A 20373-nucleotide genomic window follows, 5' to 3' on the forward strand; every position below is an offset into this window, starting at 1 on the left:
TTAACCCCTGATAAAATCTGAATATTCAAAAACTTGGTATGGATATTGCATATTTAATGATTGATTATTTCTATTTTGATAAGGGGGTCAAGAAATGGGTGAGCTGATTTTCTCTTTAAGCTATGGGGGTTCCTTAATTGTCATGGGGTGGATCACGAAGGTTTTCCTAGTAAGAATGAAAAGAAATCAAGAAGAAATAAAAGCAAAAGATCCGATTGAAAAGGTGGGGATGTAAGTGGCCTTTCTCCTTGGTATCATTATTTCCTTTTGTGTGTACGTCTCGATTGGCATCTTTTTATTCAGGAAAGTGAAAAGCTCAGAGGAGTACTATGTTTCTGGACGAAGCGGAAACACATTGATGATTACGGGTACGCTTGTTGCCTCTTTCCTAAGTACGGTATCTTTCATGGGAGAAGCGGGATTTTCCTATGAAGGGTATCCGATCCTGCTGCTTATCCTCGTTATTTTTAATGCAAGCGGCTATATATTCGGAGTGTTCCTGTTTGGCAGGTATTTAAGAAGAAGCAAATCATTGACCGTTCCTGAATTTTTTGGTAACCGCTTTCATTCTAAAAAGGTAAGGCTGGCGGCTGCGATCACGACGATTCTCGGAATCGCTGCATACTTGGTTGCCGTTACTCAAGGGGCAGCCGTTTTATTGGCCGAGGTTTCTGGTGTTTCCTATCCAATGGCTCTCGTGATCATGTGGGTCGTGTATTCATCCTTCACCATTCTCTCAGGAGCGAAGGGCGTCATGGTCAATGATACGGTGATGTTCTTTTTATTCTCGATCGCAACGTATCTTAGTTTTCCTTATATCATCAAATCCGCAGGCGGGTTTCCTGATGCCGTTACGAAAGCGGCAAACCTGGCTGAACGACCTGATTTATTAAGCTGGCATGGCATTACCGGACCTGCCGCAACGATGGGCACTCCTTGGGAAGCATTGGCCTGGGCCGTCATCATGGGCTTGGTCTGGGGCATTGTCATTGCCGTGAGTCCATGGCAAAGCAGCCGATATTTAATGGCCAGAAATGAACATGTAGCCATCCGGGCCGGCGTTTGGGCAACGATATCCATTTTGACCGTCTATTTATTTCTTCATATCAGCATATCGACAATCACCACCATTAAAGCGGATATCGCCCCGACGGAAAAGGTATTCATTTGGGCAGCGATGAATATTGTCCCGACATGGCTTGGAGTCATCATCGTCAGCGGCATCATGGCTGCCGCATTATCATCCTGTTCGAGCTTCCTGCAGATTATAGGAAGCAGCATTACACGGGATATCATGGAACAATCGCGTAAAAAGGAATACACAGATCATCATCTATTACGGGCCAGCCGCATTTCCATGGTTGTGATCAGCTTGATCATTCTATTGATTGGATTGTTCCAGCCGCCTGCCGTCATGTGGATTGGCTACTTTGCGGCTACACTATTTGCGGCATCATGGGGACCGATTGCCATATCAAGCGTATTCTCAAAGAAGGTAACGAAGGAAGGCGCATTTTGGAGCATCGTATTCGGCTTCTTTGGCGTGATTCTCGGAGAAAGCCTTGGCATGTTCGGAATAAGCCTTCCCGTTTACCTCAATTCTGTCATCATTGGTTTGATCTTAAGCATAGGCGCACTCATTATTGGCTCCAAGTATGGAACGATCACGATCGAAGAAAGGGAATTTCATGCAAATATCCTTCAAACCCCGATTGAAATAGACGAGCAAAAAGAAATGAACATCACCCGCAGATATCCAGCCTATTTAATGATTAGCGGCGTCATGATCATCATGGTTACACTGGTGTTTTATTATTGGCCGATCAATATGAATTGAATGAGATGGCAGGGGGAACCCCCTGTCATTTTTTTCTGAAACTATGACTATGACTATTTTCACTCGCCTCATGAAAACCAAATGATTTGTTTATGTCAGTCTTTCAACTAAATTAATATTGTGTTGAAAGAGTGGATTTCAATATTTATCTCCTTTTTATCAAACGAGACACAAAAGTAATATATTACCATGTTATACTTTGAGTAAACAAATAAGGAGCTGCATACATGATTAGAATATATGCTTTCATTTTAATTTTACTTGCTGGCTTAATGGTAATTGGTTGTTCTTCTCAATCGAATGTAAAGGCATCTAAAGGAAAGACATCTAAAGAAGAATCTGAACTAAAAGATCCCGCAGACGTTATTTATCAAACAAACAAAAACAACAATAAACAAACAGTGATACTTGAATTCGAATCGAAATAATATTAAAAAGAGCGACTGCATTTAATTAGCAATCGCTCTTTTTGTTTATTTACCTGGTCTCATAGTAGTTTTCAGCTGTGTAAATGGGCCAGTCCCAAAACACTACGCCTTGTGAAATAACATAGCGGTCTAAGAAAATTTCGAAATTAAGATTTGGAGATGCAAGTTCTGTAAACTCCAAAATATTAAGGTAATTTGGATCCCCAACCTTTAGTTTTTCTGTATCTAATATGAGATAACAATCACCCAATAAATGCCCAATAGGAATCCCAAGTCCCTCCATTAACTCAAGTTCTTGAGCTTCCTTTACTTCATCTAAACTAAATAAATGGAGGCCGCCCCCTATGTTAATATCGTCTTCATCATCGATCAATTCATATATTCTTGCCCCATTATGGAGTGTTAAGAATGCCTTATAGTCTTCAGGAAGCTTGATGTTATTTTCCCTTTCAAACATTTCAATTTCAGTTGTTTGTATTGGAGCATTAAAAGAACAAGAAACTATACCAACTTCACCTTCGTGTGTTATTGCCTTCATTCGATTTTTGTTATCCAACAACTTTTTAAGTCCAGATAGGGTGTTATGCACGAAATGACTCAATTCACTAATCCCCTCCATTATTAATTAATATGAAGCCCGCCAGAGTTACTGTTTGTTGATGGAGTCATCTTGGCAATGGAAATAAATTAGACATCGAATTTGTTCCGCCGCAGTTTAATGGCGATTCATGATGTATATCATTTCGATGTGGAACATGCTTTATTGAAACAGAAATCAAAAGTAAAATCATTCAATGGTTTCAGTAGTTGTTTTTCCTTCAGTTGGAGCGTATTTATAGAATGTCATTCCCGCTGACCCAAGAAGAATGATGACTACTAGAACACCAGTAACTATTTTTGACTCCTTATATATTATCTTTTCTTGCTCTTGCCTACTTAATTATTAATAATATCATGCAAAATTTAATTGTAAAATAATTACTTTTTAGGGAGCGGTTTTTTAAAATCAAAACAAAAAAGAACAGCCGACGTCAGGCTGCCCTCTTCAGTCTCCACATTATCTTCATGATACGTTCCTACCAACCTCTGATAAAAAACCTCCAGAGTTATTAATCATCCATTAAGGATGAATCGTAACCGGTGTCCCGATTGGAACAATCCTTGATAATTCCTCCACGTCCCGATTATGCATGCGAATACAGCCTTTTGAGTCGGCTTTACCAATTGAGCTGGGATCGTTCGTTCCATGAATGCCGTAGTGTTCTTTGGATAGACTCATCCACATTGTACCGAATGGACCTCCGGGATTGGGGGCTTTATTGATAATGATGAACTGTCCTACTGGTGTACCGAACAGCATTCTTCCAACGGCGATCGGGTATTGCTTTTGCAATACTCCATTTTTTAGCAGCCTTAGCTTACGATTGTTAACGGACACATCGATCTGAAATGGAATGGTATCAGCAGGAGGAAAACCAGGGATCATGATGGGTTGGCCAGGATTAATGACATTTGGATTTATGGTCGGGTTAGCAGCGATGATTTCAGATAGTGGTGTACGATAGTCCCTGGATATCTGTGTCAGTGTTTCACCTGGTTTAACTGTATGAATCAGTCTGAACACCTCCATAGGTCATATTTGTCATGTTCCATTCTATGTGATTTTTCAAAAGTGTTTCATAACCCGTTGTAAGCTGTTATCTGTTTTTAATAAAACTTATATGTTAAGTAACTAAGCCGAAAAGAAACCGAAATGTTCTTTTGATAAAATAAGTTTTTAGCGAGATGGATTTTTTGTTAGTTAAAGAGGGGGAATAAGGGTGGAGGAACATGTGAAAAAGGCTTTAGTAGAATGGAATGAAGAAATCAGTGATGTGTTAAATGGGATAGAAAAAGAGTATGAAGAAGTTAAGCGTGAACTTCAGGTTTATTCCTATAAATTCAATATTACTAAACAAGTTGTGCAATCCACTATAAATGATGAAATTATTCGAAACATCCGCGAGCTCTATCATAAACCTTTTGAACAAAAATTGAACGAATTGAAAGAGTCGATAAAAGAGCTGGAAGAAAAGAGAAAGGTTTTTCAAATGTTTGTCGATAAAATCGAAAAGGTTAGTGAAAGAGAAGAAGGAAAACCGCAAATATCAGTCATATAGGGTAGCGAAGGGCAGGATACTCATAAGTACTCTACTATTCTATACCCAAAAACTAGGCAGCGAATATACCTGCTTTTTTTTGCTGGAATTGCCAAATGCGTCCCTTGTTTACCCCAACATCAACCCGGGTACACTATCCTATAAAAAGGAAATGGGGGGATTCTATGTGGAATGCGGTCTTTTGGGGAGGGGTATCGGGTTCTGCCGTCCTGCTTGGCGCACTTGCCGCCATCCTCATTCCGATAAAGAAAAACATCATTGGCTATATTATGGCCTTTGGTACGGGTGTATTGATTGGTGCCGCGGCATATGAGCTGCTTGCTGATTCGGTGAGTGATGGAGGAATCTGGGCGACGGGGATCGGATTCATAGCAGGGGCAGCCGTGTTTACTGCCTTGGATTTTCTTATTTCCAAAAAAGGTGCGGATAAAAGGAAACGGTCCAATAATAGCTCTTCGAAGGAAGCGGGCCTAGCCATTTTCATCGGGACGGTGATGGATGCCATACCGGAGTCGATCATGATTGGCGCAAGCTTAATAAGCGGCGGCTCGGTAAGCTGGCTATTGGTCATTGCCATCTTCATCAGTAATATTCCGGAGGGGCTTTCAAGTACGACAGGTCTGCTCAAAAGTGATTACTCCAAGAAGAAAATCATGCTGCTGTGGTTTTCCGTCCTGATCATTTCGGCACTTTCCTCGATGTCGGGCTATGTATTCCTCGATCATGCCCCGGACTATGTCCTGGCAGCGATGGCAGCCTTTGCGGGAGGGGGAATCATCGCCATGATCGCCTCAACGATGATGCCTGAAGCATATGAAGACGGAGGGCCGATCACGGGCATATTCACCGCTGCGGGCCTGCTTATCTCTTTAATTCTGGATTCGATGTAAGATTGTCCCCTTGGAAGGAAGGGGGCAATTTTTTTTGTGAATTCTATCATAGAAGGAAATGTACAAGGAATCTATCTCGAAAAAGAATTGTTGGTGTTAAAATATCATTTCAAATCATACACTCTTCATATAGATTTTAGACATTGAGGAGCTGTTGGAAATGAACTTCGAGATGCAAATAGCGAATATGTTAGCTGATAATTTAAATGGTTTCATTACATTCGTCCGGGAAAATCATGAAAATGAAAATAATTGCTTTTGTTTAAATAAAGATAAATTGTATCAATTGAAGCTTCTTGTTGAGGAGTTTAAGTTTCAAGTATTGGCCGATGAACTTAAACGGATCAACCGGTTTACCTGGGATGAAAACTATACGCACTTATTAGTTGATAGATTCAGAAAAGGGATGGCAATCATTGAAGAGTACGTTGAAAATAACTACAGCGATTTATTCATTTTCACCGCTAGACTTTACACGTTGAATAGCCTCAGCTTAACCTTTTGCAAGGAGGAAGAATCAATAGTCAGCTAATTAGGGCACCCGCGAAAAAAAGAAGAGCACATATTATGTGCTCTTCTTTTTTTTCATTATAGGGATAGTTGACCAAAAAGATCCTAATTCTATATGCTCCGAGCCCGATCTTATTTGCTTGGCATCGAAGAAATATATTTTTTGACTACTTCATACACATATTCTTGATTGGCTGCTGCTGTATTAGGGTTATATTTACCGCCATTCACTTTATTATTGGATAGCACTCGTATACCTAGGAAGGGCACATCGTAAGCTTTGGCGATTTGTGCTGCCGAAGCTCCTTCCATTTCTTCAACAGATGTACCATATTTCGTATGGAACCACTTAATTCGATCCACTTCATTATTCCAAACGTCTGCAGAACCGATAGTACCATCGACAACCTTACCTTTTGTGTAAGTATCTTTAACTGCATGAGCAGCTGCAAGTAAATCCTTATCTCCTTCGTAGAAGCGTGGTTTTTCAGCATTAGGATCTTCTCCTGCACTTCCTTCAGAAGCCATTAGATCCATTGGTTTCCAAACGGTCGGATCGATTCCTTCGTTTTCAGTTTTATCGGCCGTTTTTAATGAACCTAGGTTTACCGTTCTTTTTCCTAAAACAATATCAAAAACGTTTAAGCTTGGATCATGTCCGCCTGATGTCCCTTGATTGATGATGGCAATAGGGTTATATCTTTCAATGGCCAATGCTGTAGCGGCAGCCGTATTTTCCATCCCTTTACCTGTTTTTGCAACGATTACAGGATAATTGTCTAAAGTTCCAATGTAAAATACAAAATCCCCTGATTTTTCTTCTTTAACATTTTCTAGCTTTTTAGCGAAATTTTCAGCTTCGATTGGCATTGGACCTTGAATCATGATCGGCCTTTGAGTCTTTTTTTCGACCGTTTCATTTTTGGAAGTGGAACTGCAAGCTGCAATCACCGACACGAAAAGTAAAGTAATGATTCCTAATAGAGTGTACTTTTTTAACATGTTTTTTCTCTCCTTAAAAACAAATTATCCAATTGTTTGAAACACTCGCAGTTGTGGTCAAAGAAAAAGGTCCAGAACGGCAGAATGAATGCTGCCTTCTAGACCTACGATAGTCAAAGTATAGATAATCAAGCAAAAGTGAAGCGATTGCTAAATCATTAGCTGCTCAAAAAGCGGGCGGCCGAATACTTTAACTCGTAGTCTAGTTCTTTAACTGGGAACCAGGTAGAAACGCTCAGACCATATTTCCGAGCATATACGAGTAATGATATGTATGATTATTACTTTGCTAATATAACAAACAAATGCTAGATAATCAAACGAAAAGGTGAACATTAAATAAAAAGTATTATTTAATGTTCGTGATTTAGGGGGAGTGGTCCGTAAAAACGTTGATTTCCACTCCAGGCACTCGCTTTCCGCGGGCGGTCGTGGAGCCTCCTCGGCTTGCGCCTGCGGGGTCTCCATTGGTCACGCTTTTCCCGCAGGAGTCTCGTACCTTACGTTCCAATCACTGAAACTTCTTTTTTAAGAAATATTGTAGGGTCTGGCGGTCCATCAACTTTCCGGTAAAAGGAGTTCCGAATTGCTCTCGCCCAGAGCCAAAATTTTAAAGGTAAACTAGATTACTCTTCATAGTTTTTTTCAGTATTCCTTAAAGGGTTGAAGAGATTTGCGACACACCTGCTGAATAACGGTTAGCCAAGACCCCACAGGCGCATGCTATGGTGAGCTCGGCAGACAGTCGGTGGAAAGGGAACGGGTTTCTGCAATAATCTGAAATGTTATCTTGGAAAAACTGTAGGCTAGTCTCATCCCGAATTATGTTTATGACTAGATTATCCTTTAAGTTTTTTTCTGTAATCCCTTAAAGGATGGAAGAGATTTGCGACACTCCTGCCGAATAACTGGCTAGCCAAGACCCCACAGGCGCATGCGCCGCGGAGGCTTGGCAGACAGTCGGCGGAAAGGGAGCGGATCTCTGAAATCAACTGGAATGTTTTCTTGGAAAAACTGTAGGCTAGTCTCAATTATGTTTAGACTAGTTTATCCTTCATGTTTTCTTCTTGTAATCCTCAATGGATGGAAGAAATTTGCGACACTCCTGCCGAAAAACTGGCTTGCCGAGACCCCACAGACACGCTTGCGTCGAGGAGGCTTGGCAGACAGTCGGCGGAAAGGGAGCAGATTTCTGATTTGTCAGGGGCTATCATGATCAACCAAAGTTATCACGACATTTCCTTTTTTATGTCCTAGCTCTACGTATTTGTGAGCTTCGGGAATCTGTTCCAGCGGGTATCGCTTATCAATGACCGCTTTTATTTTTTCAGTTTCGATTAGCTCCTTGAGGAGTAGTAAGTCTTCCGTAAGTACCTTTGCTATTCCCTGTCCTTCAACGGACACGTATCGCCCGTTCGGGGTTAGTGCTTTTTTGCATGTGGCTTTCGAACTTTTCCCGACTGCATCAAAGATGATATCATATTGCTCTTGTCTTTCCGAAAAATCCTCTTCCATATAATCAATTACTTTATCGGCTCCCAATGATTTCACCAATTCAAAATTAGCGGCACTGCATACTCCGGTAACCTCTGTTCCAAAGTATTTGGCCAGCTGTACCGCGGAAGTGCCCACCGAACCGGATGCGCCATAGATGAGGACTTTTTGTCCGTCCTGGATATTGGCTTTTCTGAAAAAATGCAGAGCTGTCGTTCCGCCAAAAGAAACGGCGGCAGCTTCTTCATAGGTCATATTGGCAGGCTTCATTGCGATTGGCCCGTCTTCAGGTAAGCATGTGTATTCGGCATGGGCCCCGAAATTCATTCCAGTCATGGCAAAAATCCGGTCGCCTTTTTTGAATTTTGTCACATTCCTCCCCGTGTCTTTTATCTCCCCGGACAACTCCACTCCGAGTATCGGTTTTCGCGGTTTTCTAAGACCCAGGAAGATTCGCATCGGCAGCCATAATAAGAAAGGGCTATTGAAACTCCGGACTCTTACGTCCCCAGAAGCCACTGTTGCCGCGTGAACCTTTACCAGTATTTCGTTGTCCTTTGGGGTTGGCTTTACTACCTCTTTGAGTTCCAGTACATCGGGTGAACCGTATTTCGTGCATACCATTGCTTTCATCGCAAGTCTCCTTAGTTTTAGATACAATCTTTTAATACTATGATAGAAGCTGTAAGATAAAACTAACGTAACTGAAGTAACTTCTGATGAAATGTTGAAAAGCAGTGATTATTCATGGGAATTCCCTGAGGTAATAAGAGTACGTTCATTCGGATAAAGCCGCGAAACCTTTGGCTTTGCTGAGAAACGGCAAAAGGAGATTAAAGTATGACCATTAACGAAAGACCAAGAAGAATAATTTTAGATTTAGCAGTTACATTAGATGGATTTATTGAAGGGCCGAAAGGAGAAATCGACTGGTGCATTATGGACTCTGAAATGGGGTTCATTGATTTCTTGAATCAAATTGATACTATTTTTTATGGAAGGAAAAGCTATGATTTATGGGGGCAATATACGCCAGAAGATGAGGTATCCGATACTGAAAAAGAAATGTGGAATATCGTTCATGGCAAACAAAAATTCATGTTTTCTAAAACGAAAAAAACCACTGATAATAACGTAACAATCATAAATGATGATATTGTTGAAGAAGTAAATAAAATAAAGAATAAACCTGGTAAAGACATCTGGCTTTATGGAGGGTCAAGTCTTATTACATCTTTTATAAGATTGGGGCTGGTTGATGAATTCAGGTTATCTGTTCACCCTGTTATTTTAGGGGAAGGAAAACCTTTGTTTATTGACATAAAGGAGAGATTGAACCTAACACTGGTTAATACAAAAAGCTTTTCCTCTGGCGTTGTCCAACTTTGCTATCATCTTAGTGAAGAGTAATTGTTAAGCATGATGAAATATACTTGTAAAATGATGAATTCACGAGTAAAACGTTGAAATTCACGAGTAAAACCCAAAAACTGACGAGTAAATGCTTAGAATTCACGAGTAAATCCCCAAAACTTACGAGTAAAGCCATAAATAGGTATCCATACTTGATGTGTGGGTCCCTTTTTTTATACATAATGCAATTTATAAATTATAAAATGTAATATATATGTTGCAAAAAGTAAAATGAATCATATAATAAGGGTAAGCGATGGAATTAAATGGAGGTCGATTAAAGATGAATCTATTTAAACGAACGAAAAAGATCACGGATGAGCGGATTGAGAATGTAAGAAATAAGATTTATAAAGAAATGTTCTATGTCATCTTGGTCATTTGCCTGGCAAGTGCACTTTTCAAATTATATAAATATGGTGCAGGCAGCGGGGAGTTATATCTGGAATTCGCGATCCTTGTTGGAGGGGGGCTGTATTACTTAGCTCGTTCCATTTTCTTAGGTGTATTCTGGGATGAGGTGGAGATGCATGACCGCAACAGCAAAACACCGATGAGCAGGAAGACGGTTCTTGGGGCGGTTGCTTTAGCACTTATCATCGCTATATTCATGGGCGTGAATAGTGCTGTATCCTATGCCGATGGCAGTTCCCAGGGCGTATGGTATTTTGTATTGGTATCGTTTGTATCCGTCATGATCTATTTGCCGATTTTACTTCTGTTTTTTGGCGGTATATACTTGCTGGCGAAGAAAATCGGAATGAAAAATAGCTAAGATAATAAGAAATAGTAGGTGCTGTCCCTTGAAAAATATAAAACTGAAGCTTGCGAGAGTAGAAAAGGACTTGTCACAAGAAGAACTGGCCAAGATTGTCGGCGTATCCAGGCAAACGATAGGATTGATTGAATCCGGAAAGTATAATCCCTCATTAAGTTTATGTGTAGGAATTTGTAAAGCATTATCCCGTACATTGGATGATTTGTTTTGGGAGGAAGACTAATTGGGTATCCATTGACTTGGATATCTTTTTTTTCAGGAATTTATCATCAAAAAATGGGGGAAGGTATAGCATGTAAGCAAAAATCTAACATTCGAGAGGGATGGTTTGATGGATCGTACGATTGGTTACTTACGTGAGATATTGTCTAACTATACGGACCAATATCCTGAAGCGCAGGAAATATATAATAAAATCAAAAGCGGACACTTTCATTCGGAAGAAGAACTCGTCAATAAGCTATCCGGTAAAGAGGCCAGTCTCCTTAACCATATTCTTCCTCAGGAAATCAAGCATGCAAAGGAAGCGAGAGATTCGGAACGGGTCACGCAATTATCAGAGGTATATGAACTGATCATTATATGATGAAACCTTGTCCATGATGATCATGGACAAGGTTTTGTTGGTTTTATTCCATTTCACTAAGTGAATCCATATGACTGGCTATCATGGCGATGATCGTGCTTGCTTCTTCCTTGCTGAAAATGAAATTCGTTTCATCCTTTATCAGGTCATCATCCGCTGTCCGAATCCGATTGATCCGTTTCAGCACACCATCACCCGTCTCCTGAACGATACCGAACTGGTAGGTGACCTCCACTTCATTATCCTGGATATAGGCAGTCACTTCAGGCGTTTCCCAATCTACATCGATTTCGTATATATCGGAATTTTCGCCGTCAGGATCATACAAATCATCATTATCATCATCCATATCCATTTCATATGCATAATCGTAATCATCATCATCTTCTTCCAAATAGTTATGGAAGCTCTCATGGACAGCATCGATGATATCCTCAATATCCGAAAGAATGACTTTGCTGATCTGCCCTAAATCCGGATCGAACGATTCCATATAAAATTCTTCATTATACGGATCAAAAAACAGCGAGGAAAAATAATCCCGCTCATCGTCTTCCAGCTCTGTATAAAACTCGATGCGTGGATGCTTAGACCCGCGCTCCACGATCATACTGCCATTGCGATCGTATTTCTCACAAATTGATTTAAGATGATCCTGCAATTCCCCGCTTACTCTGTCAAACCATTCTAATGACATCAACATCCACTTCCTTTCGAGATTATTATTTCCCAGAAAAGCCGAACATGACATGCCATTTAAAGGCAACTGCAATTTAACTACGCATCGGGAATGTCCGTAATAAAAAAAGAATGTAAAGGGAAAATAAGATAAAGGCAAAACGTTAGATTTCCCTATACCTCTCGATGATAAAGTCAATAAAATACCTGCTGGCTATTGGCAATACCCTTTTATCCTTATACGCCAAAGTAATGGTTCGGATAATAGAAGGAGAGATGCTTTTCGTTACAATATTATAGGGACATTTATGTAAGAGCAGTTTCGGTAAAATCGAAATGCCAAGCCCGTGTTCAATCATGGACATAATCGCATAAGGGTCATATACCCGGTATTGTGTATCAGGTTCAAAATCGAACTGTTTAAAAACCATTAATGGTTCATGGATCACTCCCTCATCCAACAGAATATAAGGATCTTTTAGCAATTCCTCCAAGGAGACTTCTGTGGATGATGTTAAAGGGTGATCTACTGGCATCACAGCCACCATCTCATCTTTTTGCAAGGGAATCGTAGTTAAATCCGAAACATTTGAATTCACAAACCCAAAGTCTACGCTGCCTTCTTTAATCCAGTTCGAGATTTCCGTATAATTTCCCTGATGTAATTGGAAATGTACAGTTGGATAAAGTTCCTTAAAATCCTTGATCAATCCTGGTATCCAATGACATGTAACACTGGAAAAGGTGCCAATACGAATAAGGCCGCTTTGCAGTCCTTCCATCTCTTTATGCTTTTCAGTCAGTTCCCTATGTGAGTTGCAAATCTTCCTGATATATGGCAAAAATTCCTCGCCATCTGGTGTCAGTGTAATACCCTTTCGAGAACGTAAGATAAGAGTGGTGGAAAGCTCTTCCTCTAATGAATGGACCATCTGGCTAATGGCGGACTGCGTATAGCCAAGTTCTTCAGCCGCTTTTGTAAAACTGCCTGTTTCTATGGTTTTGATAAAAGCATAATACGAATTCAACCGCACTGACCCCTTTGCATTAGTAATTCTAATAGAACTATTATAAAAATTGGTTTTACTAATGTAAATGGAAGAAATAAAATATAGTTGGAATCTAAAATTAAATCATGGAGTTGAAGCAGAAAAATAATGAAGATTAACGTTAAATACAGAAATATTATTTATGCATGTTTAATGGCTTTTTGTATGTCCTTTTTTATTTCATTCATATTAGTCTCAATAAATAGGGGGTATGATCATCAATTCTTATCTGCATGGTTAAAAACTTGGTCACAGGCTTTTATTTGTGCTTTCTTTGGAGCTTACTTCTTTCCGAGAGTCATACAACAAATAATGAGAAGAATTAATTTTGTAGAAAAACCGCTCATGATTGAGAAGGATTTATTAGTGAGAGAAGAAGACAATGGATAATGACAGTAGATAATTAAAAGGATTTCCCGATTTTAGTGCTGCCCAAATGATGGGGAGCCTTTTTTGCGTTTCCCTGCAAAATTTCAAGATCATGCTACTTTCATCCTGTAAAAGTTTATATAGAGTGTGAAAGGGGGTGAGTGGCATGGCAAAACAAATTCCAGTTTCAAGTACGTTGCGGATCGATTTTGAGACGGGGTTAAATGATAAAGGGGCTCTCGTTTTCAAGCGGAGGACCTTTTCGAACATCAAGGTCGAGGCGACGGCGGATCAATTGTTTTCGACGGCTGAAGCAATCACAAGTGTGCAGAATTATCCAATGGGTGAAGTGACCCGTGTGGATATGTATTCATTGATTGGCTGATCGTTATTTGGAAAGATGCCGGAAGCGGGGGAGGTGATTGGAAATGGCTAAAGTACTGGAATTGATTTTCGTTACAGAGGAAGGCAAGTCAGCGACGATTTCCGTTGATAATCCGAAGGAGCCGGTCGAAGTGAATACGGTTAAATTGGCAATGGAAAAAATCATTGCGGGGAACGTGTTCGTTACATCTTCAGGGGATTTCGTCGATTTGAAAGCGGCACGCCTTGTTGAGCGGAATGTCGAGGAAGTGGAACTCATCTAAGAACGGGTTTTGTTGGTCACCCAGGAAGAGAGGTGGAAAAAGTGGATCAAATCCTGCCGTTTGTCAGTGATATTGGGTTCCCGATCATTGTTACCCTTTATTTGCTTCATAGGATTGAAACGAAATTGGATACTTTGAATGAAACCCTTGTAGAGCTGCCAGAACGCCTGCGAGAAGGGATTCCGAAGTCAGGTTAAGGATAAGCGGGGAGCCTCATGGGTGATAGCATCCATGAGGCTTTTCCTTTTAAAATGGAAAAGTTTTAATAGATTCTAGTTTTATATCAAAACTATCGGGTATACATAAAACTGTAGCTAGTTCATCAAAAATCCAAATAATAAGGAGGAATTTTAATGGCTAACAACAATGAAAAAATGAGCAGGGAAGAAGCTGGCCGCAAAGGCGGGGAAGCTACAGCAAAAAATCATGATAAGGAATTTTTCCAAGAGATTGGTCAAAAAGGCGGAGAGGCCACTTCCGAAAATCATGATAAGGAATTCTATCAGGAAATCGGCAAAAAAGGCGGAGAGGCTAGAGCCGATCAACGTGATTCCGATGATTGAAAAATGAGCAGGAAAAAGCAGGACTTAATGGCGGGAAAAAAAAGCCGCCGCTAAAAAAAACGATCTGAAGTTTATAGCTAAATCTAGTTTTATGGCTGTTCAAGCGGGTACATGACATATGTAGCTAGTACATGGAAAATCCAAATAATAAGGAGGAATTTTTAATGGCTAACAACAATGAGAAAATGAGTCGTGAAGAAGCAGGACGTAAAGGTGGAGAAACAACAGCGAAGAATCATGATAAGGAATTCTATCAAGAGATTGGCCAAAAAGGCGGAGAGGCCACTTCCGAAAATCATGATAAGGAATTCTATCAAGAGATTGGCCAAAAAGGCGGAGAAGCAACCTCCGAAAATCATGATAAGGAATTCTACCAAGAGATTGGCCAAAAAGGCGGAGAAGCGACATCCGAAAATCATGATAAGGAATTCTATCAAGAGATTGGCCAAAAAGGCGGAGAAGCGACATCCGAAAATCATGATAAGGAATTCTATCAAGAGATTGGTAAAAAAGGCGGAGAAGCCACTTCCGAAAGTCATGGCAAGGAATTCTATCAGGAAATCGGCGAAAAAGGCGGAGAGGCACGGGGCAATCAACGTGATGATTCCGATGATGGAAAAATGAGCCGTGAAGAAGCAGGACGCAAAGGCGGGGAAAAAAGCCGCCGTTAAAATATGATCCAGTGAAACTTATACATGACCGAGGGAGTAAACATTCCCTCGGTTTTTTTATGCCAGCACAGCACATCGCAAAGTGTGCTCAGGGATTAAAGTGGGTAAAGAATAACACCTAGAAAAGAAGAGGTGATGAAGAAGTTGATTGCCCATTATTCATTTCCCCGTTTAAAAGTAGGCGGTGTTACATTCACTGCACGGCATTCATTGCTTGCTCTTGGTCTTGCGGGAATTGCTTATCTGGTTTCCAATAAGAGGAAGCATCAAGCGGTATTCAAAACGTCTTCATTGATGTGCAAAATTGAACGGAAAGAGGATTCCATCAAGCTTATTTGGCCTGATGAAGGTGGTTACTATCGGGTATTCAGGGGGCGAGAGCTGATTTACAGCGGCTCGGAGCCGAAGATTGCAGATCGGGGTCTTGCTCCAGGAACCATCTATACGTACACGATAGATAGCTTGAATGAAAAAGAACAGGCAGTGAACAGGATGAAAATACAGACATCAACGACCGCCGAAAATAAAAAAGAGGATAATATCCTTTTTGATTTGGTATTCACCACAATTGTCGTAAAAGGCCAAGCCAGCCTGGAATGGGAGCCCATCAAGGGAATAAAAGAATATACGATTTATCGAAACGGCGTGGATATTGGGAAAGTGAGCGGATGTTCCTTCAATGATCGGAGTATTAGTGAAGATCAGGAATACACATATACCATTAAAGCGAAGCGGCCCCTTCCGCGCTCGGAGCAGGAGTCCTTTGCCGTGAAATCCCTTGTAGCTAGTATTGTCGGAACCGTAAAAAAAGGTTCATCCCAAGCAAAGGCGGCGATCGAGGAAATAACGAATACTAAAAAAATAGGACCTGTAAAACAGCTTTTGCAGTCAGTTGAAAACGATGTGGATGGTAAAAGGAAAAGAAATTGGCAGCTGCGCTATTCCACTTTTTTACCGGAAGAGTGGCTGAAAAACCCCAATCTGGCCTCAAAGGTTCCCTATTTTAAAGGAGACAACCGCGGGTTTGATCCTGAATCATCCCGTTTCCGGACTAGGGTCGATGTGTTCATTCACGAAAAGGAAAGGGAAGCCGAGATTGAATTTTCCAAAGCGGTCGGGAAAAGTGAGGCTTACAACCATGATGGGGATTTCCTTGAGGAGGGAGTGGCCTCGGATGAAGGTGTTATAGTGAAGCGCGTAGTATCCAATCATGAGAAAACGACAATCCAGCTGACACACTCTGTAGGCAATCCGATCATCATTTCACCTGCCGTGGATTATAAAGTGATCGGGACCTTTTACCGAAATGGTGAAATCAATATCGCCGGCTATCATGATCAGGCCCCGCATCACGAAGTCTACCTAAAGGAGGCAGATGACCAAAACTGGAAACCGCTGCACCTAGCGGAAAACAAAGGGCTCGAAATGATGGCGCACCCTACGGCCAATCATTTATGGAGATACTCCACATTCACACAATGAAAAGGACGAAAAGCCAAGAGCGCTTATCGTCCTTTTTTTTGTTTATTAGCCTTTGTTATAGGAAAGCATTGATTTTTTTATAGTCCCGTTAAAATACCTGTTCCAAATCTATGAGAAGATGTGAAACAAGATTAAGTCATTATAAATGTGGTAATCCTTGTATGACTATCCGTATACCTTTTTGCTTGAAACCTGCTAGACCAGAGTAGCAGCTATTAAGTTATTTGCAATTATTAGTGAATTTTCGGTAATGATCGCTTTTGTTATATCTTCCAATTTTCCCTATTGGTTTTTGGCTAATTAGTTATTTAGGAAAATTTAATTTAACTAATTATTGATCAAAAATCAAACGAAAATAAAATACAATAGTCCTAATTTATATAAAATATGGTAAAATATATCTAGTGTTTATTTTGAGAGATAATATTTTAATAAAAAATTTGAACTGGAGATGTGTTAGTTGAAAAAAATCATTTCATGTATTGCGGTTTTTATCTTAATATTTTCATTTTTTTCACAGCCTCGTGTAAGTAAAGCAAAGAATCAAAGCGAAAAGAACTATTTAGTAGAGTTTAATAAAAAATTGGATACTAAATTAATTGAAAAAGAGGGAGGGGAAATCAAAGGGAAATACAAGCATTTTAAGACTGCAAAAGCATCATTAACAGCTGATGAATTATATAAAATAAAGAAAAATCCAACTGTAAAATTGATTGAAGAAGATGTAACAGTACAATCTACTCCTTTAAATGGAGAAACATACCTTGAAAATGAATATAGTTGGGGAACAAAACGAATTAATGCTAATAAAGCTCATGAAAATGGTATAACAGGAAAAGGCATTAAACTTGCAATTTTAGACACCGGGATTTCTAATCAATCTAGGATAGTAGTAGAAAAGCAAGCTTCATTTATAGATAGTGAAGAAGATATTATAGATTTAAACGGTCATGGAACAGCAGTATCTAGTATAATTGCAACTTCATATGAAAATTCTGGATTCCACGGAGTAGCTCCAGATGTTAAATTGTATGTTGGGAAAGTACTTGATCAAAATGGTACAGGACAATATAGTGATATAATTGAAGGAATTGAGTGGGCAATTGAAGAAGATATCAATATTATAAACATGAGCTTCGGTGGTAGTAAAGAGTCTGAAATATTGAAAAATGTAATTGATAAAGCTTATGATCAAGGAGTCTTAATGATTTCTTCAGTAGGAAATGAGGGGACTGAAAAAGTTACTTATCCGGCTGCCTATGATAATGTAATTGGTGTTGGAGCATCAGACTTCTATAATCAAATGAGTTCACTGTCTAATTATAGCGATCAATTAGAATTAGTTGCCCCGGGAGTAAATATCCAAACTTTAGATTTAAATGGCGATCATATAACAGCAAGTGGTACTTCTATAGCTGCCTCATATGTTTCTGGAGCTGCAGCTCTTCTTTGGTCACAAAATATAAACCTTGATAATAAAGAAATGCGCACAAAATTAAAAGACTACGCTACAACACTAGAAAATCAAAAAAAATATAATTTGGTAAATGTTGATCCTTCTTTCTCTCAATATGTTCCAGATAACATCCAAACAGATTCGAAACAAGATGAATTAACCGAAGAGGAATTGGCATTTCTAACTGAAGCTGGTTGGTCAGAAGAAGCTATTGATGGAACAACTAATGAAGAAATGAAAGAGTTTATATCTGAAGGAGCAATGAACCCTGACTATTCTGAAACTACGTATACATTTGTGCCGGAAGATGAAATTAGTGGGGATGTACAAGCTCAAAATTTAAAGAATGGTGGAAGTATTACTCTAAAGGTAAGTGCGTCTTATCTTGGAATTAAGAATAGTAATGAAAAACAGTTTAAAATAAATGGTAGTTATAATTGGAATAGCATGCCAAAAAATCGGTACGTGGATCTTTTTGCTCTTGCCTGGACTGATAACGCTTGGTATAAATCTACAAGTAAATTATCTCATACTTATTATGGTGCAATTCCTATTACTGAATCTGTTACTGTTTTTAAACCTTCTTTAAAAGCGGGTATGTCGTGGAAAGTAGACCTACGTGCTGGATCACATGATGATATAGGGAAATTCACTCAATATATTTATCTACCTAAATCTGCTTCAAGTAAAAACAATGGACCTTTACAAGCAATAGTAGAATATTCTCATGCTTTCACAACGATAACTCCATCTATTGGTGGTGGCTCAGGAGGTTTTTCATATGGAATTTCTACAGGAACGGGTAAAGACTACGCGGATAATCCTCCTATAAGCAGTGTAAAAAGTTACTAAATAAATAGTTAGAGTAACAAAAAAGAGAGAATAAAACATGTAATATTCAACATTTGGAAGGGGTATCTTGTGCGAAAGTTAATTATTGGTATTGTGATTATTTCATTAATAATATTTGCCTATTACTACTACATTGCTCAAATTGATAAAAAGAACAATAAACTCGATCTTAACGTCGAACAATCCCTTGAACATCAATTGACAACAAAAGACTATGAGAGTTTTACATATAAAATTACCAATAATACAAATAAGAACTTTAATTTGCTATTTGCTACAGGTAACGAAATAGACGTAGAATTCAAAACAATAACGAATAGTCCAATTAAAGAGGGTACTATCATTACTGTTGAATCTCAACCGACTAAAAAACATAAAAAAGATTTTAATAAAGGAGACACATGGGAGTATACTATAAAAATTAATTCGAAGTTGCTTTCAAAAGGAGACTATCAATTAACTGCTCAATTTATTCCAAGTAATGCTAGTACTCTTAATAAAGTTGAGCAAATAATAACTCACCCTTAACAAATACATAAACACACTTCATAAATATTGTTCTTTAATGTACTAACCACATTTGTTAAAGAGTCGTACCGGCAATTCTATAACGTAAAAAAAGGTAATTCAGCTGAATTACCTTTTTTACGTTATAGAAAGCCAATAAAGAGACTAATATAACGAAAGCAGAAAATTAAATACCTTTTCCATCTGTGTTTTCATTCCGAGCTTAATATGTCAGTTAGGGGCTTCGATTTACAATGTTTACTTCCCGGTAAAGAGCGATTAAAGTGTATCTAGATTAATTTCCGGTTTTTCACTGGCAACTGCTATTAATTTTATCTGCTCCTACCCCAAACTTCTGAAGATGTTTAGCCTATTCTCGATTTTCTTTCCCTAAGTTCGAACTTTTTCTCCACGGTCTTTAATTAAATTAACATTAATGTTTGCAAGTCTATTTATAAAAACCGCTTTCGAACACTTGGCGACGGCAGCATACAGCTTTCTTCTTTCTTTCCGAACCATTTGTAACGGTTCCTGGCAATGAAATCATAAACGAAGTTCCGGATGAAGCTTGGGACGATGATGAAACCGTAAAGCAATTTCCATGCCCCTTGTAAGCCGCGGCAAATCCTCAAGGCTGCAGACGATTTATAGTAGGCCTTATCCTTTTCAATCAGCACCATGCTATCTATATCTGCAGGAACATCATACTTCTTCAGCAACTCTTGTCCTGCCTCACTTTGAAGCGAAGCGTAATGAAAAAGCCCCTGCGGATCCCGCTTGATAATGAACTGGACACTCGAATCGCAAAAGTTGCATTCACCATCAAACAAAATGACCGGATTCATGAACATTCCTCCTATAGAGAGACGTTAACATACTCATGCTTATATAATACACTACCCGTTTTGAAAAGACGAAAACGTCTGGAACTGCCTGGAGTTTTGATGATGGAAGAGATTGTTCGTTCCGGCAAGTCACTAACGGGTACGTAAGCCAATTGGC

Annotated in this window: 26 protein-coding genes and 1 riboswitch; of the genes, 19 read left to right on the plus strand and 7 right to left on the minus strand. The window is 39.4% G+C overall.

Features of this window, described 5'->3' with window-relative positions; all coding sequences use genetic code 11:
- Window positions 1–94: 94 nt before the first annotated feature.
- The 3 genes from AC3WLU_RS01870 (at window position 95) to AC3WLU_RS01880 (ending at window position 2265) form a co-directional block, all read left to right on the plus strand.
- Window positions 95–235, plus strand: a complete 141-nt coding sequence (locus tag AC3WLU_RS01870) for a hypothetical protein (protein ID WP_153246165.1) — start codon at window positions 95–97, stop codon at window positions 233–235.
- Window positions 236–1837: a sodium:solute symporter family protein gene (locus tag AC3WLU_RS01875; RefSeq protein WP_440438392.1), complete on the plus strand. Its 1602-nt coding sequence runs from the start codon at window positions 236–238 to the stop codon at window positions 1835–1837.
- Window positions 1838–2064: 227 nt separating this feature from the next.
- Window positions 2065–2265 (plus strand): hypothetical protein, encoded by a 201-nt coding sequence (locus AC3WLU_RS01880; RefSeq protein ID WP_492596705.1) that lies wholly within the window; start codon window positions 2065–2067, stop codon window positions 2263–2265.
- A gap of 49 nt (window positions 2266–2314) precedes the next feature.
- Here the strand turns inward: AC3WLU_RS01880 and AC3WLU_RS01885 are convergent, their stop codons facing one another.
- Both AC3WLU_RS01885 and AC3WLU_RS01890 read right to left on the minus strand, forming a co-directional pair.
- Window positions 2315–2866 (minus strand): SMI1/KNR4 family protein, encoded by a 552-nt coding sequence (locus AC3WLU_RS01885; RefSeq protein WP_369315511.1) that lies wholly within the window; start codon window positions 2864–2866, stop codon window positions 2315–2317.
- A 519-nt stretch (window positions 2867–3385) separates the two neighbouring features.
- The gene (locus tag AC3WLU_RS01890) at window positions 3386–3880 is read right to left on the minus strand and encodes a L,D-transpeptidase family protein (RefSeq protein ID WP_492596811.1); all 495 of its coding nucleotides are present in this window, start codon (window positions 3878–3880) and stop codon (window positions 3386–3388) included.
- A 205-nt stretch (window positions 3881–4085) separates the two neighbouring features.
- Between AC3WLU_RS01890 and AC3WLU_RS01895 the strand changes: the two genes are divergently transcribed.
- The 3 genes from AC3WLU_RS01895 to AC3WLU_RS01905 all read left to right on the plus strand — a co-directional run bounded on the left by AC3WLU_RS01895 (window position 4086) and on the right by AC3WLU_RS01905 (window position 5846).
- A complete protein-coding gene (locus AC3WLU_RS01895) occupies window positions 4086–4424 on the plus strand; it encodes a hypothetical protein (protein WP_048687716.1) in 339 nt (112 codons plus the stop codon).
- Between the two features lie 164 nt (window positions 4425–4588).
- Entirely contained in the window at window positions 4589–5314 is a 726-nt protein-coding gene (locus AC3WLU_RS01900; protein WP_187049978.1) for a ZIP family metal transporter, read from the plus strand.
- Window positions 5315–5474: 160 nt separating this feature from the next.
- Window positions 5475–5846 (plus strand): hypothetical protein, encoded by a 372-nt coding sequence (locus AC3WLU_RS01905; RefSeq protein ID WP_063575287.1) that lies wholly within the window; start codon window positions 5475–5477, stop codon window positions 5844–5846.
- Between the two features lie 110 nt (window positions 5847–5956).
- On the opposite strand, the gene AC3WLU_RS01910 is transcribed toward AC3WLU_RS01905, so the two are convergent.
- Window positions 5957–6826: a 5'-methylthioadenosine/S-adenosylhomocysteine nucleosidase gene (locus AC3WLU_RS01910; protein WP_492596706.1), complete on the minus strand. Its 870-nt coding sequence runs from the start codon at window positions 6824–6826 to the stop codon at window positions 5957–5959.
- Between the two features lie 178 nt (window positions 6827–7004).
- Window positions 7005–7108, minus strand: a riboswitch (purine riboswitch).
- Window positions 7109–8026: 918 nt separating this feature from the next.
- A complete protein-coding gene (locus AC3WLU_RS01915) occupies window positions 8027–8953 on the minus strand; it encodes an NAD(P)-dependent alcohol dehydrogenase (RefSeq protein ID WP_492596707.1) in 927 nt (308 codons plus the stop codon).
- A gap of 207 nt (window positions 8954–9160) precedes the next feature.
- Between AC3WLU_RS01915 and AC3WLU_RS01920 the strand changes: the two genes are divergently transcribed.
- The 4 genes from AC3WLU_RS01920 to AC3WLU_RS01935 all read left to right on the plus strand — a co-directional run bounded on the left by AC3WLU_RS01920 (window position 9161) and on the right by AC3WLU_RS01935 (window position 11097).
- A complete protein-coding gene (locus tag AC3WLU_RS01920; protein ID WP_492596708.1) occupies window positions 9161–9730 on the plus strand; it encodes a dihydrofolate reductase family protein in 570 nt (189 codons plus the stop codon).
- Between the two features lie 286 nt (window positions 9731–10016).
- Window positions 10017–10508 carry a DUF6773 family protein gene (locus AC3WLU_RS01925; RefSeq protein ID WP_492596709.1) on the plus strand — a complete coding sequence of 164 codons (492 nt, stop codon included), beginning with the start codon at window positions 10017–10019 and terminating at the stop codon, window positions 10506–10508.
- 28 nt (window positions 10509–10536) lie between these two features.
- Window positions 10537–10734 carry a helix-turn-helix transcriptional regulator gene (locus AC3WLU_RS01930; RefSeq protein WP_034309784.1) on the plus strand — a complete coding sequence of 66 codons (198 nt, stop codon included), beginning with the start codon at window positions 10537–10539 and terminating at the stop codon, window positions 10732–10734.
- Between the two features lie 108 nt (window positions 10735–10842).
- A complete protein-coding gene (locus tag AC3WLU_RS01935; RefSeq protein WP_492596710.1) occupies window positions 10843–11097 on the plus strand; it encodes a sigma-G-dependent sporulation-specific acid-soluble spore protein CsgA in 255 nt (84 codons plus the stop codon).
- Between the two features lie 43 nt (window positions 11098–11140).
- Here the strand turns inward: AC3WLU_RS01935 and AC3WLU_RS01940 are convergent, their stop codons facing one another.
- Entirely contained in the window at window positions 11141–11794 is a 654-nt protein-coding gene (locus AC3WLU_RS01940; RefSeq protein ID WP_492596711.1) for a hypothetical protein, read from the minus strand.
- 145 nt (window positions 11795–11939) lie between these two features.
- Window positions 11940–12803, minus strand: a complete 864-nt coding sequence (locus AC3WLU_RS01945; RefSeq protein WP_492596712.1) for a LysR family transcriptional regulator — start codon at window positions 12801–12803, stop codon at window positions 11940–11942.
- Window positions 12804–12932: 129 nt separating this feature from the next.
- On the opposite strand from AC3WLU_RS01945, the gene AC3WLU_RS01950 reads away from it, so the two are divergent.
- From AC3WLU_RS01950 to AC3WLU_RS01990, 9 genes are all read left to right on the plus strand, one after another.
- Complete coding sequence (locus tag AC3WLU_RS01950) at window positions 12933–13214, plus strand: DUF2798 domain-containing protein (RefSeq protein ID WP_063575294.1); 282 nt, start codon at window positions 12933–12935, stop codon at window positions 13212–13214.
- Window positions 13215–13359: 145 nt separating this feature from the next.
- On the plus strand, window positions 13360–13578 hold the full coding sequence (locus tag AC3WLU_RS01955; RefSeq protein ID WP_492596713.1) for a DUF1659 domain-containing protein: 219 nt from the start codon (window positions 13360–13362) through the stop codon (window positions 13576–13578).
- A gap of 43 nt (window positions 13579–13621) precedes the next feature.
- The gene (locus AC3WLU_RS01960) at window positions 13622–13840 is read left to right on the plus strand and encodes a DUF2922 domain-containing protein (protein WP_053536155.1); all 219 of its coding nucleotides are present in this window, start codon (window positions 13622–13624) and stop codon (window positions 13838–13840) included.
- Between the two features lie 41 nt (window positions 13841–13881).
- Complete coding sequence (locus AC3WLU_RS01965) at window positions 13882–14037, plus strand: YvrJ family protein (RefSeq protein WP_034309764.1); 156 nt, start codon at window positions 13882–13884, stop codon at window positions 14035–14037.
- 156 nt (window positions 14038–14193) lie between these two features.
- Complete coding sequence (locus tag AC3WLU_RS01970; RefSeq protein WP_034309762.1) at window positions 14194–14403, plus strand: KGG domain-containing protein; 210 nt, start codon at window positions 14194–14196, stop codon at window positions 14401–14403.
- 164 nt (window positions 14404–14567) lie between these two features.
- Window positions 14568–15074: a KGG domain-containing protein gene (locus AC3WLU_RS01975; protein WP_377435469.1), complete on the plus strand. Its 507-nt coding sequence runs from the start codon at window positions 14568–14570 to the stop codon at window positions 15072–15074.
- Between the two features lie 135 nt (window positions 15075–15209).
- Window positions 15210–16556 carry a DUF3238 domain-containing protein gene (locus tag AC3WLU_RS01980; RefSeq protein ID WP_492596714.1) on the plus strand — a complete coding sequence of 449 codons (1347 nt, stop codon included), beginning with the start codon at window positions 15210–15212 and terminating at the stop codon, window positions 16554–16556.
- Between the two features lie 460 nt (window positions 16557–17016).
- Window positions 17017–18864 carry a S8 family peptidase gene (locus AC3WLU_RS01985; protein WP_440438379.1) on the plus strand — a complete coding sequence of 616 codons (1848 nt, stop codon included), beginning with the start codon at window positions 17017–17019 and terminating at the stop codon, window positions 18862–18864.
- Window positions 18865–18933: 69 nt separating this feature from the next.
- Window positions 18934–19392: a hypothetical protein gene (locus tag AC3WLU_RS01990; RefSeq protein WP_063594613.1), complete on the plus strand. Its 459-nt coding sequence runs from the start codon at window positions 18934–18936 to the stop codon at window positions 19390–19392.
- 431 nt (window positions 19393–19823) lie between these two features.
- On the opposite strand, the gene AC3WLU_RS01995 is transcribed toward AC3WLU_RS01990, so the two are convergent.
- Window positions 19824–20216, minus strand: coding sequence for a thiol-disulfide oxidoreductase DCC family protein (locus AC3WLU_RS01995; RefSeq protein WP_106026156.1), 393 nt, complete (start codon window positions 20214–20216; stop codon window positions 19824–19826).
- Window positions 20217–20373 lie beyond the last annotated feature (157 nt).

This window comes from Peribacillus sp. FW305-BF15, assembly GCF_058783805.1.

What these genes read in the sequence shown, in the direction of transcription:
- AC3WLU_RS01970 (WP_034309762.1), top strand. Translation starts at nt 14,194, where the DNA reads ATGGCTAACAACAATGAAAAAATGAGCAGGGAAGAAGCTGGCCGCAAA.
- AC3WLU_RS01980 (WP_492596714.1), top strand. Translation starts at nt 15,210, where the DNA reads ATGAAGAAGTTGATTGCCCATTATTCATTTCCCCGTTTAAAAGTAGGC.
- AC3WLU_RS01995 (WP_106026156.1), bottom strand. Translation starts at nt 20,216, where the DNA reads ATGAATCCGGTCATTTTGTTTGATGGTGAATGCAACTTTTGCGATTCG.
- AC3WLU_RS01975 (WP_377435469.1), top strand. Translation starts at nt 14,568, where the DNA reads ATGGCTAACAACAATGAGAAAATGAGTCGTGAAGAAGCAGGACGTAAA.
- AC3WLU_RS01935 (WP_492596710.1), top strand. Translation starts at nt 10,843, where the DNA reads ATGGATCGTACGATTGGTTACTTACGTGAGATATTGTCTAACTATACG.
- AC3WLU_RS01880 (WP_492596705.1), top strand. Translation starts at nt 2,065, where the DNA reads ATGATTAGAATATATGCTTTCATTTTAATTTTACTTGCTGGCTTAATG.
- AC3WLU_RS01920 (WP_492596708.1), top strand. Translation starts at nt 9,161, where the DNA reads ATGACCATTAACGAAAGACCAAGAAGAATAATTTTAGATTTAGCAGTT.
- AC3WLU_RS01910 (WP_492596706.1), bottom strand. Translation starts at nt 6,826, where the DNA reads ATGTTAAAAAAGTACACTCTATTAGGAATCATTACTTTACTTTTCGTG.
- AC3WLU_RS01960 (WP_053536155.1), top strand. Translation starts at nt 13,622, where the DNA reads ATGGCTAAAGTACTGGAATTGATTTTCGTTACAGAGGAAGGCAAGTCA.
- AC3WLU_RS01900 (WP_187049978.1), top strand. Translation starts at nt 4,589, where the DNA reads ATGTGGAATGCGGTCTTTTGGGGAGGGGTATCGGGTTCTGCCGTCCTG.
- AC3WLU_RS01905 (WP_063575287.1), top strand. Translation starts at nt 5,475, where the DNA reads ATGAACTTCGAGATGCAAATAGCGAATATGTTAGCTGATAATTTAAAT.
- AC3WLU_RS01940 (WP_492596711.1), bottom strand. Translation starts at nt 11,794, where the DNA reads ATGTCATTAGAATGGTTTGACAGAGTAAGCGGGGAATTGCAGGATCAT.
- AC3WLU_RS01950 (WP_063575294.1), top strand. Translation starts at nt 12,933, where the DNA reads ATGAAGATTAACGTTAAATACAGAAATATTATTTATGCATGTTTAATG.
- AC3WLU_RS01870 (WP_153246165.1), top strand. Translation starts at nt 95, where the DNA reads ATGGGTGAGCTGATTTTCTCTTTAAGCTATGGGGGTTCCTTAATTGTC.
- AC3WLU_RS01915 (WP_492596707.1), bottom strand. Translation starts at nt 8,953, where the DNA reads ATGAAAGCAATGGTATGCACGAAATACGGTTCACCCGATGTACTGGAA.
- AC3WLU_RS01955 (WP_492596713.1), top strand. Translation starts at nt 13,360, where the DNA reads ATGGCAAAACAAATTCCAGTTTCAAGTACGTTGCGGATCGATTTTGAG.
- AC3WLU_RS01925 (WP_492596709.1), top strand. Translation starts at nt 10,017, where the DNA reads ATGAATCTATTTAAACGAACGAAAAAGATCACGGATGAGCGGATTGAG.